This is a genomic window from Pedobacter caeni, assembly GCF_900129215.1.
Lineage (GTDB): Bacteria > Bacteroidota > Bacteroidia > Sphingobacteriales > Sphingobacteriaceae > Pedobacter > Pedobacter caeni.
This window is the reverse complement of sequence record NZ_FQUQ01000003.1, coordinates 269,219-284,287: the sequence shown is the minus strand read 5'-3', so window position 1 is coordinate 284,287 and position 15,069 is coordinate 269,219. Positions and strand designations below refer to the sequence as shown.

The 15,069-nt window shown below is 38.7% G+C and carries 15 protein-coding genes; all 15 read right to left on the bottom strand.

The window, feature by feature from the left end; translation table 11 throughout:
- Position 1: 1 nt before the first annotated feature.
- Entirely contained in the window at positions 2-664 is a 663-nt protein-coding gene (locus BUC20_RS15810; protein ID WP_073232063.1) for a DUF2461 domain-containing protein, read from the bottom strand.
- Complete coding sequence (locus tag BUC20_RS15805; RefSeq protein ID WP_073232062.1) at positions 661-1,059, bottom strand: DUF983 domain-containing protein; 399 nt, start codon at positions 1,057-1,059, stop codon at positions 661-663. Before BUC20_RS15805 ends, BUC20_RS15810 begins: the two co-directional genes overlap by 4 nt.
- Positions 1,060-1,102: 43 nt before the next feature.
- The gene (locus BUC20_RS15800) at positions 1,103-1,363 is read right to left on the bottom strand and encodes a hypothetical protein (protein WP_073232061.1); all 261 of its coding nucleotides are present in this window, start codon (positions 1,361-1,363) and stop codon (positions 1,103-1,105) included.
- 135 nt (positions 1,364-1,498) lie between these two features.
- Positions 1,499-2,788: a DUF4302 domain-containing protein gene (locus BUC20_RS15795; RefSeq protein ID WP_073232060.1), complete on the bottom strand. Its 1,290-nt coding sequence runs from the start codon at positions 2,786-2,788 to the stop codon at positions 1,499-1,501.
- A 21-nt stretch (positions 2,789-2,809) separates the two neighbouring features.
- Entirely contained in the window at positions 2,810-4,156 is a 1,347-nt protein-coding gene (locus tag BUC20_RS15790; protein ID WP_084528950.1) for a zinc-binding metallopeptidase, read from the bottom strand.
- A 26-nt stretch (positions 4,157-4,182) separates the two neighbouring features.
- Positions 4,183-5,649, bottom strand: a complete 1,467-nt coding sequence (locus tag BUC20_RS15785; protein WP_073232058.1) for a RagB/SusD family nutrient uptake outer membrane protein — start codon at positions 5,647-5,649, stop codon at positions 4,183-4,185.
- Positions 5,650-5,666: 17 nt separating this feature from the next.
- A complete protein-coding gene (locus BUC20_RS15780; RefSeq protein ID WP_073232057.1) occupies positions 5,667-9,284 on the bottom strand; it encodes a SusC/RagA family TonB-linked outer membrane protein in 3,618 nt (1,205 codons plus the stop codon).
- Between the two features lie 30 nt (positions 9,285-9,314).
- Positions 9,315-10,253 (bottom strand): FecR family protein, encoded by a 939-nt coding sequence (locus BUC20_RS15775; protein WP_073232056.1) that lies wholly within the window; start codon positions 10,251-10,253, stop codon positions 9,315-9,317.
- Positions 10,254-10,382: 129 nt separating this feature from the next.
- Positions 10,383-11,000 (bottom strand): RNA polymerase sigma-70 factor, encoded by a 618-nt coding sequence (locus tag BUC20_RS15770; RefSeq protein ID WP_073232055.1) that lies wholly within the window; start codon positions 10,998-11,000, stop codon positions 10,383-10,385.
- Between the two features lie 185 nt (positions 11,001-11,185).
- Positions 11,186-11,752 (bottom strand): DUF420 domain-containing protein, encoded by a 567-nt coding sequence (locus tag BUC20_RS15765; RefSeq protein WP_073232054.1) that lies wholly within the window; start codon positions 11,750-11,752, stop codon positions 11,186-11,188.
- A 23-nt stretch (positions 11,753-11,775) separates the two neighbouring features.
- Positions 11,776-12,483 carry an SCO family protein gene (locus BUC20_RS15760; RefSeq protein ID WP_073232053.1) on the bottom strand — a complete coding sequence of 236 codons (708 nt, stop codon included), beginning with the start codon at positions 12,481-12,483 and terminating at the stop codon, positions 11,776-11,778.
- Positions 12,483-12,833 (bottom strand): cytochrome C oxidase subunit IV family protein, encoded by a 351-nt coding sequence (locus tag BUC20_RS15755; protein ID WP_083252017.1) that lies wholly within the window; start codon positions 12,831-12,833, stop codon positions 12,483-12,485. The genes BUC20_RS15760 and BUC20_RS15755 overlap by 1 nt, the downstream gene beginning before the upstream one ends.
- Before the next feature lie 19 nt (positions 12,834-12,852).
- Positions 12,853-13,560, bottom strand: a complete 708-nt coding sequence (locus BUC20_RS15750) for a cytochrome c oxidase subunit 3 (RefSeq protein ID WP_073232052.1) — start codon at positions 13,558-13,560, stop codon at positions 12,853-12,855.
- Positions 13,561-13,590: 30 nt separating this feature from the next.
- Positions 13,591-14,181 carry a cytochrome c oxidase subunit 3 gene (locus BUC20_RS15745; protein ID WP_073232051.1) on the bottom strand — a complete coding sequence of 197 codons (591 nt, stop codon included), beginning with the start codon at positions 14,179-14,181 and terminating at the stop codon, positions 13,591-13,593.
- Positions 14,182-14,191: 10 nt separating this feature from the next.
- Complete coding sequence (cyoE, locus tag BUC20_RS15740; protein WP_073232050.1) at positions 14,192-15,067, bottom strand: heme o synthase; 876 nt, start codon at positions 15,065-15,067, stop codon at positions 14,192-14,194.
- Between the last annotated feature and the right edge of the window lie 2 nt (positions 15,068-15,069).

The following is a 15,069-nucleotide window of genomic DNA, read 5'->3' as shown; positions in this document are numbered from 1 at the left end:
ACTATTGCGCTACGGCATTTCTTAAAAATAAGATAAAGGGATAAACGTTCTCAAAAGCTGTCTTTAACTGATCAACGATTTCCGGTTTCAGAAAATCTTCGTCTTTTAAGGGGTAAACAGCAATAAAGCTTTTCAATTTTAAAAGGTCTATCTGAGGATGGTCTACTTCATATCCCTTTGGGGCATTCTTCAGTTTATCATCCTGACTCAATTTAAACGTGCTTTCAAAGCTTTTAGCATGTATGATCTCCAGAAATTCAGAAGTATTGTAATCAATTTCTTCCCTGATCTTTTTAAGGACAGGAGCTTCGGGCATCCAGAAGCCTGCACCAAAAAAACATTCTCCTGGCTGGATATGAAGATAATAACCAGGATCAGGAATTCCTTTTCCCTTCACGTTAAAAGAAATTCCGTAATTGTTCTTGTAAGGATCTTTGTTTTTACTGAACCGTACATCCCTGTAAATGCGAAGCAGGCATTTTTTTGCAGGGGTATCTATAGAAAATTCAGGGTCAACTGCAGCCAGCATTGGGATCAGCTGATCTACAAATGCCAATACATCATCTTTCGCAGTTTCGTATCTGGCTTTATTTTCCGCAAACCATTCACGGGTATTATTCTGAGCTACATCTGTTATAAAAGCGAGTGTTTCTGGTTTAATCATAGCTTATCGTAATAGGCGTTGTACTTAATTTTTGGTGATAGCCAATGTAATAAAATCACGCGGGAATAGCGATAGTTAAATGGGGCCAAGATCAAACAGCCGGAGAAGATCACAGTGATGTATAACCAGAAAGATTCAAATTCCAGCCAGCCCCCGGATAAGATATAAGCAGCAACCCCAAGGGAGATCATCTCTGCGCAGTTCATCGCATAGCTGACATACATCGCTGCATAAAAATATCCAGGCTCTATCTCAAAGCGAAAATCGCAATGATCACATACCGTATTCGTACGTTGTATATTGAACCCATAGAGACTTCCGGTAAAGATATCGCCTCTGCGACACTGTGGGCATTTACCATGCACAAGTGCATACAACTTTGATGTTCTTTCCATATCTATCAAAAACCCGCGAAGGTGCAGGAAGGCTGTTTGAAACTTATTCTGAAATGTTAAATACCTGATCTGTATTTTTCTTACGAAACTTTACATACCATAAAATCCCCATTCCTGTAATTAACAGGTAAGGAATCGCCAGAAGGTAGATAATTCCGGTGTTCAGGCCCTTTCCTTGTGTATTTCCATTTTTAACACTTTGCTCAGCACTAACGGTACACATGGCGCACTGTGCATTAGCAGATGGAATATTGGAGGTGACCAATAAAACCATAAAAAGGAAGACAAAAGCTATCTTTTTCATCCTGCAAATATAAGGAAAGAAGCTTAGAGAAAAGCGACTTCGTATTGTAAAAAATATCACATAAAAAAGGCCGGAAAACCTAAGTCTGCCGGCCTTAATAAAGGGGGGGGTATTAATACAATAAACTAAATGTTATTATTGAAACTGTATCCATAACCTGGCATCTGCCGCACTCACAAGATCAAAAACTCCGTCTCTTGCCTGAATCACATAGAAGCCCTGCGGGATTTTAAAATTGTTTATAAACGTGGTTACCTTAGTTTTAATCGGTTCAGCATTGTAGGGTGCAGATCCTGCTCCGGCTACTCCTGTAATTTGTACATACTTCATGATGCCATTATTAATTTCCGGTTTAGGCAACGCATACGTAGAATAATAATCAATTTGCGTCCTGACAATACCGAACAGGTCTCTGTTAGGAGCTCCCAATGCTGAGGTATTCATCCAATAAATGATGTTTCTATAACCAGGAATTGACCGAAGGCCCAGGTAGTCAGGAACTCCATCCTTTGTAAATCCACCTGAAGAACGCCATTGTCTATCCACATTTGCAGCAAACCTATCGGCCGCCGTCTTGTCATACTCAAGTGGTGCTATCGCCTCTTTGAAAATCAATGGTTTACCACCAGAAGATCCATTTATTGCACCGGTGGTAGGTTCGTAAACCAGATCCTGTACATTTGTAATTGCAGTATTACCAATCTTTAATGGCTTGAAGAAAATCATTTTAGGACCGTCAATATAGAACAATGACGTTTCCGAAGTCTTCACTCCAGCCGTAATACTCGTTACAGTAAAACTCTTCGCAGCAGCATCAATACTTGCTTCATATTCTGCTCCATTATAACTTAACCTTTTAAAATAGGTTTTAATCTTATTTAGGTTTTCAACCAGGGAGTTGACTGCGGGTAAAACCTGATCAGCCTCTTCCTGTGTTTTTAAACGAACCAATAACAACTCGCTATTGTTAAAAGTACCTTCCATTTTGATGGTGTCCGCAGAGGCAGATTTAAAAATAAACTCAAAGTCTGAAGATCTTCCCTCACCTGCTGTTCCTCCATTAGTTCCCGGATCAGGATCTACCGGAATATGGATATAAGAATAGGTATCAAACAACAGTGTTGGTTGTTGCATAGATTTTAAACGATAGGAGCTTGTCGCAGGAGTTGCGGCTTGGCCCGTCACATCTGAAATCATGGTCACCCGATTCTTTTCATCAAATTTCAGTGTGAAGGTATAAACTTCTTGTCCTTTTGTCGCTAAAAAAGCTTTCCATCCATATTGAGCTCCTGCCAATTGTGTCTGATAAACCTTTGCCTGCTCGCTTAAGCGTTCATCAGGGTTTCCTAATTTCGACTCGAATTCACTTTTACTGCATCCTGCAAAGGATCCCAGAATAAGTAAGCCGTATATATATTTTTTCATATTTTAATTTCTTTATCCTGTTTAATTAACCGGGCCAAATGTAAACGAGTCAGGGTTGGCAATTTTCTTCAATCCACCATATTCCGTCTTTTTATCCGCGCTGTAGAAGTTGCCAGACTGGAATTTGGTATTGGTAAAATAACTTGTCAATGGGGTTACAAAAGGAGCATAGAACTCAGCATTACTTCCAGCTATGGGAGCAACCATTGTTCCAAAATCAATCTGACCCGTTACACTATTAACAGTAACATTATAAATAAAGTCAGAGTTATAGGGGCCACCTGCATTGTCATGAGTAACGAGTCTCAAAATTGCTCTTGTAGCTGTTGTTCCGGTAATCCCACCAAAATACAAGGAGATATCATCCAGTTCATCCACTACCAGGTCCTTAGCAAAGGTGGCTTTTACATCCTCAAAAGCTTTAACAAAATCAGCGGACATTCCTTTAACCTTATCAGGGTTGTTATTGATATTGGTAAATGCTTTATTAAAACCAAGATAGTTGGTTAATGGAGTTGGCGTAGAATAATCGTTAATGGCATATTGTGTCCTATCTCTTAAGCGATAAAAATCAATACCCCAGGCTTGTTTGTAATAATTTACAACGATGGCCTCTTTAGCTCTTAATTGTGCCTGTGCTGCTGCTGATTGCGCTCTTACAATCGCTTCATAGCCTAATTTTCCATTGGTTAACATCACTGCCACCATCTCCACGAAATCTTCACCCGGAGCAGCTCTCGCATAACTGGTAATGAAGCCCAATGGATAAGCGACCTCATCAGTAAAGTTAAACCAGGTCGCAGTATACCCATTAGGGGTTATCCTTTGATAATCAGGACTGAACATGATATTCTGATTCAGAATATGGCCGTATTCATGATGGATCGTTTTTAGCATACGTTTAATTTCGGGTGCGTTGTTTCTGTCAAATTTATTCAACACAAACAAAACAACTTTTCTTCCGCCTTCAGCAGTTCCTAAAGTAATGGTACCATTCGAATTATACTCCGGACTACCTGCCAAAACAAATTGTTTATGAGAATAACTTTTAATAAATGTTTCTCCTGCAATGTCAATATATGGGTCAATCCATATTTTCTTTACCGCATCCATTACCGGAATCACCATTTCCTCCTTAATAGGAACAATGTCCTTAATCATGTTGAATTCAGAACGATCCCATTTATACTTTACCTCGATATTGTATGGTGTAGTGAAGTTATCGGCAATATATTTATCAATGGGACCTTTTGTCCAGGTATCTCCGCCTAGTCCCACTACAGTCTGACTTAAGTCCTCACTCTTCTTACAAGAAGTGATCATTAAGACGATGCCTAAACAATAGGCTATTTGTTTTATAATTTTCATAATAATTTCCGTTTAAATTAAAGCAACTAACGTGGATTTGGAGCCAATCCAACAGAGCCTGTCTCCCTTGGTATCTGAAGTACTCTGCGCGGATCATTGGCGGCATAAGTAACTCTCTTATCTCCTTTAAAGGAAGTATGGGTAACTGGTCTGTTGTGTCTCAGTATATCAAACCACCTCAACCCTTCATGAATATATTCCTGTCTTTTGTAATCAAGAATCGACTCAATCAATGCATCCGTAGCACTCTTTCCGGCATAAAAAGTAGTTGCTTTAGCCAATGTGAAATTATGTTGTATCGGATTATAAGATGCTATACGTTTCGATAGATAAACATTCAAATCAGCAATTGCTGCAGGAAACTGTCCCAACATCACGTTTGCTTCTGCCCTGTTGAATAATACTTCTTCAGTGCTCAACAAGGGGATAACCATAAATGGCTTACCTGTTACTGCGCTAATGCTCTCTTTAATTTCATAGGCCCTGAATTTTGGCACATTGTAGAACTCCGGCTGAGCACCAAACACAACCCTATATAATTCAGCACCCACTGGATTAAGTGAACCTAAAACCTGCCCGTTAAGGGTATTTCCCAATCCATATCTATAACCTGGATATCTGTCACCCCATTTAGAATTAGCCTCTGCAAGCAATAAATTTCCCGGATCTTCTGATTTAGTATAAAGCGCTTGTATATCATAGAAGTTATTTCCAAATGCAAAGTAAGTCGTGTTGGCTGGTCTCAGATAAGTAGAGATTCCACTTGTTGGAAAAGCATCATTGGCAAATTTAACGACATTTGGATAATCCTTCTTGAAGAGATAAAATCTGGTGGCAAAAGCATTTGCCGCAACTTTTGTAAAATGAAATTTTGGAATCCGGTAGGTATTGTCTTTAATTAAAGGTAAACCAGCCAGTAAATCTTTTTCTATCATGTCATAAACATAAGCCACTGTTTTACGCTCGTAAGTTCCTTCAGGGGTTCTTTCGGGTGTAGTCACGTACGGAATACCAGGATCGGACTCTGCTGTAGCTTTATTATAAGTTTTCGAAAATAAAGAAACCAGCATAAAATGACTGTAAGCACGGGCAACCAGGGCCTCCCCTTTACTCGCAGAATAAGCAGCTGGATTTGATGCTTTCTCAATGGTTTCGAGGGCATGGTTAGCTGCTGCAATTGCAGTATAGCAAGCATTCCAATAAAAATTCGGAGTATCTTCAATGATATCCAGCTGATCTTCATAATTCCATGGACGGCTATTTACAAGGTTAATTTCAGTTGTTCCTTTATCCTCCACATTGTCTGACATTGCCTCAATAAACGTGATGTAACTTGCTCTTGGATATGCCGCAACTAAAAGCTCTGCGACTTTCTCAGGTGTATTTAAGGTCGTTCTGTTATCAGGCTGATGTTCTAAGAATTTCTTACATCCTGAAAGGGTGGTAGAAAGAAATAGCGCTGATAAAAGTATATGTATATTATATTTTTTCATTTTGTTTCCTTGTTTAATTAAAAGCCAATTTTTAATGACAGGGTATATTGCTTAGGTATTGGCAATGCAACCCCACCTGAAGAGAAAAACTCAGGATCCTGTCCGTTCAGTTTTTTATCTGAGTAAATCAACCAGAAGTTATTCCCTACCAAGCTGACAGAAGCGTTACTTGCTCCGATTGAAGACAAAATATTCTTAGGCATGTTATAGCTTAAAGATATTTGTTTTAACCTGATAAAACCACCATCTGCTACGCGAACTGAAGAGTAATTATAATTATTATAAGGGAAAGCTGCATCTTGAGCAACCTCATTATAGGCAGCCCGGTCAATTATAGAGGGAACATTTGTGATCAATTCATCTCCAGGCAATGTCCAGCGATCTTTAAATTCAAGAGGCGAAGCATCTAAATCCGAATAATTGGCATTAAACATTGGATTAAGTCTTACCTTATTTCCCGCAGAGAAGGTAACCAATGCAGATAAAGTAAATGCTTTATAACGGAACTGGTTATAAAAACCACCGGTTAGCTTAGGATCAATAGCACCTTCATATTTCAGGTATTGGGTCTGGTCACTAACTAAATCTACCGCTCTGCTCACTTGTCCTTTTTCATTTAAGAATTCAGGCATACCATCTTTGTTTCTCAAACCTTTAAAATCAAGTGAATACAATCCTCTGTAAGGATATCCTTCTTTTGGGCCTCCATCGGCACCCACCAATTCAAAGATATTCGGTTCACTTTTCAGGCTGGTCACTTTATTTTTATTGTAGCCAAAATTGAAACTGGTTCTCCATCCATAATCTTTGGTATTAAAGATCGTAGCTCCTAAAGCAAGTTCTATACCTTGAGATTTCATATCGGCATAATTCACACTCTTTTTAGGCTGTCCACCAATACCTGAAGTACGGATAGGACTGATCAGATCAAAACCATTCCTGTTATATAAATCAAGGGATAAAGTGAACTTTTCATTAAAAAATCCTGCATCTAAACCAATATTTGTTTCATATTGCTTCTCCCAGGTAAGTTCAGAATTTTCCAAAGCTTCAAGGTTCATTACCGACTCGATTTCAGATGAATAAGGACGTAATGTACTTGCATTTCTTAAAATCAAACTCGAGTTTGTTGCTGATCCTAAACTTGCAGTAAGACCATAAGTACCACGAAGTGTCAATCTGTTGATTGCTGTTTGCTTTTTCATGAAATCCTCAGTGTCGATGTTCCATGCACCTGAAACGTTCCAGGTAGGCAGCCATCTTGCTGTTGGAGAGTCCCCCAACTGGTTAGATCCATCATATCGGGCTGTAGCATTAAAGGAATATTTACCTTTATAAGAATAAGCTGCACGCGCCATGAATGCGGCAAAACGATCGAACTCATTAGTTGCAGTGTAATAAGGCAAATTATTTTGTACTGCTTGTTGTATCACACGGGGATCTATAAAAGCAACTCCACCTTTATCATACTGATAACCGTAGCCTATATTTGACTTGTTTTGACGGTTTGCAATCCGCATTTCCTGGAAAGCATAAACGTTGATGAGGTGATCCTCATTGATCGTTTTATTATATTCCAACGCGTTTCTAACCAGATAAGCTTTCAAAAAGTCATCGGTTGTATTATAGAAACCACCATATGGCAATACTACAACAGGCTGAGCGGCTGAATTCAGCGGATCTCTATACAGGAAACGGTTGTTCTCCTGAATATGAGAATCACCCGCAGCACGATAGGCATTGGCCATGTTTGAATTTTCATATACTTTATGCTCCCTGCCGGTTTTTACATAACGAAGTGAACCAAGGACATCATATTTTAAATCCTTTGTGATTTCATACTTCAGGCCTCCCTGTAATTTGAAATCCAACATGCTCAATTCAATACGGTTATTTTCTAACTCCGTAAGGATATTAAAAGGAGCATAGTTTCTTGTGAACGATTCCCTGTTTCCGCTTTCATCGTAAGCAGTCATCGTACGACTGGTATTCAATGCATAACTAAATGGGTTAATGTCAAAGTCCCTGGAGTATTTCCCTTGTTCAGGAGTACTCACACGACCAACGGTTCCCGGAGCAGTCTGATCACGAATTGCCCCTGTGGTAATGATATTGGCAGATAACTTTTCAGAAAACTTAAAATTAGCATTTAAATTAGCCGTGTACCTTTGTACACCATTTCCCTTTGCCCAACCATTGTCATCAAGAAAACTGGTAGAAAAATACATCTGAGATTTTTCTGTTCCGGTAGATATACTGATGGAATGCTCCTGCATCAGGGAATTTTTAAACAATTCGTCAAACCAGTCGGTATTTGCTCTTGCATACTTTGTCAGGAATGCTTCTTTTGCTTCCTGTGTATTCGCCAACCCAAAAGATCCGGTTGTAGCATCATAGGTATTGATCAGTTGATACATTTTTGAAAACACACCTCCATCTGCACTCCGGGAAGTACTTGAGTGATTCAACCAGCCTTTACGATCCAATTCACCGTATATTGACATCTGATCAGCAGAGTTCATGATGTTATAATTGTCGTAAGTAGGTTTCAAGAATGTAGAAAAGTTACCAGTATAATTAATTACCGGACTTCCTACTCTTCCTTTTTTTGTGGTAATAACCACAACCCCGTTCATCGCCCTTGCTCCGTATTGTGCCGTCGCAGCTGCATCTTTCAGAATATTAAAGCTTTCAATATCATCCGCATTAATTCCCGCAACAGAAGATCCGATTAAAGTGGTGGCATCTCCCGTAGACAATTGCTCATTAGAAATGTTCACCACATCTTCTAAAATTACTCCATCTATTACCCAGAGTGGTTTGTTTTCACCAGTAATGGAAGTTGCACCACGAACCCTGATTTTAGGTGCAGCACCAAACGTTCCGGATACATTCTGTACAGAAACCCCCGCAACACGGCCTTCCAACATCCTGCTCACATCAGTGATACCGTCTTGCTTTACATCCGATCCCTTTATGCTGGTCGCAGCACCGGTAAACAATTTCTTATTCAGGTTTTGATACCCTGTAGAAATCGTCACCTCTTTTAGTTGGCTGATATCTTCTTCAAGAACAATATTGATTGCCGTTCTTCCTCCTACAACCGCTTCTTCAGTTTTGTAACCGATAGCAGTAAATACAAGGGTAGCGCCATCCTTAACTTTGATTTGATATTCGCCATTTCCATTCGTAGAGACCCCATTTGAAACCCCTTTTTCACGAACGCTAACACCTGGCAAAAAATCATTGTCTTTCTTGGCACGAACCGTCCCTTTTACCACGATATCTTTGCGTGCAATAACAGCAACCACTACCTTTTTCAAGATAACTTGCTTACCTACAATATTGTAGTTAATACCTTTTACCTTTAAGGGTTCAAGATCTGATTTGATGGAGATCAATTTAACTGGAACATCAATACTCATTTCTTTATTAATCTGAGTAGCGTCATAAACAAAACTTACTTTGTAAGCATCCTCTATTGTTCTTAGATAGTTTTCTAATCTCTCTGTCTTAATTGCGCTCTTTTGCACTTCATCAGCCTTAGCAAATGAAAAACAGAAGAAACTGAAGAACAATAAAGCCCTGAGGCCGTACTTCAATTTCCGCAATTTTCTTTGGTAGTTTTTCTCCATAAATTATTAGTTGATTGGTTTATTAGTTGATTATAAGCTCTTGATGATAATTTTCTGATCTGCTAGTTTTATGTTTATAGAATAAGTCTCTTTCAGCGCGGTTAATGCTTCCTCCAGACTTGTATTTTTAAAATTGGCATTGAATTTCTTTGCCGTAAGCTTCTGGTCATGTAGTTCAATACGTACATTATAGTATTCGCTCAATTGCCTGCATACCTCATCAAGTGGGGTATCTACGAAGCGCAACTCCTTTGTAAACCAGGCTGCAGCATTGTCATCCTTATTCATCTGTAAAGTATTTTCCACATACCGGTAATTAAGTCCCTGCCCTGCTTCTAAAATGGAAGGTTTACTTTTTTCATTAGGAGTAAACATTACTTTTCCCGTTTTCACAGATAAGTCAATACTGCTTTCAGAATAATTGATATTAAATGAAGTTCCTAGAACTTTTACGGTAGAATTACCAATGGCGACTTCAAAAGGCCGTTTTGAATCCTTGGCAACCAGGAAAAAGGCTTTCCCTTTCAATAAGTCTAATGGCCTGAGATCATCAGTAAACTTTTCAGGATAGCGAATTGTACTGTTTGCTGCCAGGATCACTTTTGAGCCATCATTCAGTAATACTGAATCAATAGCTGAGCTCGTATTCTTAACGATATAATTTACCGCTGTCTCTTTACTGTATATCCAGATTCCTACTGCAATAACTACCACTGCAGCAGCTGCAACCTTAGTCCAGCTAAAAAGTCTTCTAGGTTCAATATAAGTAGCCTCATCAAGGCGTGCCCTGAAAGAACTTACAGATTTTCGTACATCAATCCCTTCCAACCGTTTTGTTTCGGCGGATGTCTCCCATATTCTCTTGGTCTGCTGAAAATAAATCTCATTTTCTTCAGAAAGGATTCTCAATTGATTGACCTCTGCCGCTAAAATCTGATTCTCTGGTTCATTGAAGTGCTTCAGGATCATATCCTGAAAGGTTAGTTTGTCTTGCAATTCGGTTAGGTTTGTATATAAGACAAACGGGTGACTAAAAACCCCTAGTCATTATATGAATAAAAAATAATATTTGCTTAATATCCCCAACGGGAGGGAGCCTTAGTATAAATACACGGCTAAAAGATAGAAATATTTAAATTTCTTTTTCACAGGACTCTGCTCTGCGGCTTTAGAAACACGACTTCTCAGGATTTTAAGTGCATTTCCCATGTGATTTTCTACTGTTTTTTCAGAAATATTCAATTGCAGGGCAATGTCCCGGTATTTCAACCCTTCCAGCCTGCTTAGCTTGAAAACTTTCTGGCATTTTTCCGGCAAGAGCTCAATTTCATCATAAAGAAGTGTAATCAGCTCATTCTCCTCATCATGTCGTTCGGTATCATCAGTAATAACATGATCTGCAATTTTAAGATGATGCTTTTCAATATTCTTTTGACGATTTACAAAATTTATTGAGGCATTCACTACGCTCCTGTATAAATATGCTTTGATGGATTTGATCTCCGATAACAATTCCTTTTCCTCCCATATCTTCAGAAAAACATCCTGCACGATTTCTTCTGCAGCAGGAACCCCCTGAACATACTTATCAGATACAAGAATTAATTTTCTAAAATTATGAGAATAAAAGTCAGTGAATGCATCCTTATTGTTATCCTCAATAAGTAAAAGCAGATCATTCCCTGAAATTACATCTATCGATTTTCTAGCACTCATCACACTCCTAACCAATTAGAATAATTTGAATAAAATCGAAATTATTACGTTAATAGCTCTAAAATATGATTTAAGAAGGAATTATTGATGATAAAATAAAATTATTATTGCCTCCAATAGATTTTATCAGAAATACTGTCGAAAAATTTAAAGAATAAGGCTAAATAAAATAACCCTTGTGATAATTAAAAGTTATAGTAAGGAGAAATCATTAAGTAGACTATAACCCCCGTAACGGCCACATACAACCAAACAGGATAAGACCAGCGAACGATTTTTTTATGAAGCGCGACCTGCATATTTAAGCCTCTGTAGAAGCTCACCAGGATTAACGGCAATACCACCACAGCAAGAATAATGTGTGTGGCCAGAATGAAGAAATAGATATATCTCGTACTCCCCACAGCGGCAAGCTCTGCCACAGATAAAACTCCATTATGATCTATATCGCCAAACTTAGTATCCTTCTCATATAAATGGAACAGGATATAAAAAACTAAAAATATAGCCGATAAGATAAAGGTGATGATATTTGTGATTTTATGCGCTTTAATATTCCCCTTGCGGATAAAGATCAGGGAGATGATCAGTAACACAGAACAAGTGGCATTAATTCCCCCAATAATATGAGGCAACAGATAAATGAAAGAAGGTTTAGTGGTTGGCGGTGGAACAAGCTTTAACGCAATAACAACAGTCAGCACTACAGCTGTAACAATCCACACTAAGCGTAAAAAAAACTTATCATTCATCTTATCAGGTATTATGGGAGGACCTACCTCCCGTCTTTATTATTTCTTAATTCTTCAGTGATCAGAACTTTGATCTCATCGTCCAGTTTAGATAATGCTTCCTGACTGGTTGCTTCATAATATCCACGAATGCGACGCTGAGGATCCAGCAATACAAACATATTGCTATATACAAACTTCTGCTCACCATTCTGTAACTCCCGGTGTGCATCAATAAACAACCCTTTATTGATCAGGTTATAAACTGAAGCGCTATCGCCAGTCAGCAAGTCCCATTTACCAGGTTTAGCTCCAAGGCCGGCCGCATAATCAGACAACACTTTAGGCGTATCCCTGGATGGATCTATGCTTAAACCCACGAAATTAACAGTCTTATTATTCGCATAGGTGGCTTCAAAAGCCTTCATGGCCTTATTAGCGAAATTTACAGAATAGGTATTCCCTGTGGTATAAAACAGGTTCAGGATTAATATCTTTCCTTCGTAGCTTTTCCAGTTGACCGTATCTGCCTGCTGGTTGACTAGTTTAAAATCAGGTACCAGGTGATAAATCGTATCCGGAATTTGTTTTCCACGAACCGAATGAAAGGTTTTTGCTACTTCTTTAGGACCGAAAAAAGGCAATGGCTTATAACGGTTTTTACCTTTGTCCTGTAGCAAATAATATAAAAATCCTGGTACCGCTAAAATGGTGACCAGGATTAATATTTTTTTTATTTGGGAACTCTTCATTAAACAAGGGGCATGTGAAGATGCAGGTAACCGCCTTCAATCAGCATTAATGTTATAAAATAGAGAATAAAAATAAATGATACGGTTAATGACAATTGTAAACCCAGCTTCTCATACTTTAAGTGCATGAAATAAGCCACAATATAAAATGCTTTTAATAAAGTAAGTGCGATGTATAAGAAATTACCAACACCATGGCTCATTAAGCCTTTTGGCAATATCACAAGGGCGATGATAAACTCAATTACTGTGATCAGTAAAAGGATACCAAATACCTGCCATATTTTTTTCTTGGTTAAGCCGGCATGTTCGCCGTGTCCATGCTCTTCTGTATGTGCGTGCTCTGACATAATATTTTTTTTTGAATGATTAAACTAAATAGAAGAATGTAAATACGAATACCCATACAAGGTCTACGAAGTGCCAGTATAAACCAACTTTTTCTACCATCAGGTAATGTCCACGTTTTTCGAACGTACCATTAATGGTCATACACAGGATGATGATATTGATAATTACCCCACTAAATACGTGAAATCCGTGAAATCCGGTAATGGTAAAGAACAGGTTTGAAAACTGCTGTGCAGATACGGTCGAAACCTCACCTGTAAACAAATGTTTTAAGGTCTCCATTGGAGGAATTTTTCCCCATCCGAATCCTTCATGGAATAAGTGTGTCCACTCTAAAGCCTGACAACCAAGGAACATGAATCCACCGATGATCGTTGCAACCATCCACCAGATTACTTCCTTCTTAGAACGTCTGTGTCCTGCTTCTACAGCTAATACCATTGTCACAGAGCTCATGATCAAAATAAAAGTCATGATACCCACAAACACTAATGGCGCACCGTGGTCCATTATTCCAGGAATAGATTGAAAAACCAAATCCGGATCTGGCCAGGTTAATTTAGTGAAACGCTGAGCTCCATAATAAACCAATAATGAAGAGAATGTGAATGCATCAGAAAGCAAGAAAAACCACATCATTATTTTACCGTACTCTACCGACCACGGTGAGCGACCGCCGCTCCAAGGAGTAGTTTTTACCTGATCTAATTGTGATAATGAATTCATTTTATAAATTGTAATAGTTTGTTAACAAATCTAACTGTTCAAAAGTAAAAAAACATACAGATATATCCATAATATATCTATAAAATGCCAAAATATAGAAGCAATTTCCATCCTGTATTTAGCCTTTGCCGTTGGTATTTTACCATAAGCGCCAAATAAACAATTCAAGATAAAACAAAGTCCTCCAAAAATGTGCAATAAGTGAAATCCAGAAACAATATAAATTAAAGATATTGCTGCGTTATTGTTCACTAAGGTTGCCCCTGTCTGGAATAAAGCACTCCAGGCATCTACCTGAAGATAACCAAAAACAAGCGCAAGAACCATAGTTCCCCACAACAGGACTTTCTGAGATCCGATATTTCCTGCTTTCAGTGCCTTTGCGGCCAGAAAAAGACAGATGCTGCTGCCAATCAGGATTAATGTACTGTACATAAAGGCGTCCGGAAGTACCAATCCATGACCTTTACCTTTTGATGCTGCGAATACGATGTAAAAGCTCGTAAAGCCCCCAAACATGATCGTCGAAGATACCACAAACAACCAAAGAATAAACTTCTTCGGCTTTGTGTTTAACTCCTCACCATATTTTACATCCTGCTCTTTTAACGTATGTACCATATTTAAATTATTAAGCTATAAAATCAAACAATAAAACCAACTGAACAATAGGCAGGTAAAAGAAAGAGCAAAACATCACCTTTCTTGCACTCGCAACCTCCAGATCCATCCACATTTTAAACGCCAGCCACGCAAACACGAGCCCGGCAAGGAGGGACACCCCTGCAATATAATATCCGCCAAAACCATAAAAGGTTGGCATTAAACTAACCGGAATCAATACCAGCGTACTCAGAAAAGTAATAAATCCACTGATCTTATCTCTTTTTGTTGTCGGTAAAAGACGGAATCCCGCTTTTTTATAATCATCATCCAGCACCCAGGCAATCGCCCAGAAATGTGGCAGCTGCCATACAAACTGAATCAGAAAAAGAATGACTGCAATCTGGTCTATCTTTCCGTGTGCAGCTACATAACCGATCAGCGGAGGTAAAGCCCCTGGAATCGCGCCAACAATCACCGCTATCGGCGACTTCCTTTTCAATGGAGTATAGGCAAATGCGTATAAAAAGATAGAGAATACAGAAAGTAATCCCGTTTCGATATTTAATTTTCCAAGTAACCAGGTTCCAAGCAATCCCATAACCAGTCCTGAAACCAAACCTTGTCCGGTTGTCATATGACCTGAAGGCATTGGACGGTCCTTAGTTCTGGTCATTAATTTATCCAGATCCACTTCAATCACCTCATTAAAGCAATTCGCTGCAGAAGTTACCAGGAAACCACCAATAATTAAGATCAGCCAGTTCATCCAGTTTATATCCGGGCTTACCCCATTGATTGGTACTTTGGAGCCTATTAAAAACGTAACTGATGCAGAAAATACAACCAGAAATGTTAATCTGAATTTAATGAGCTTAGAGAAATCTGCTAAAAACTGTTTCAATT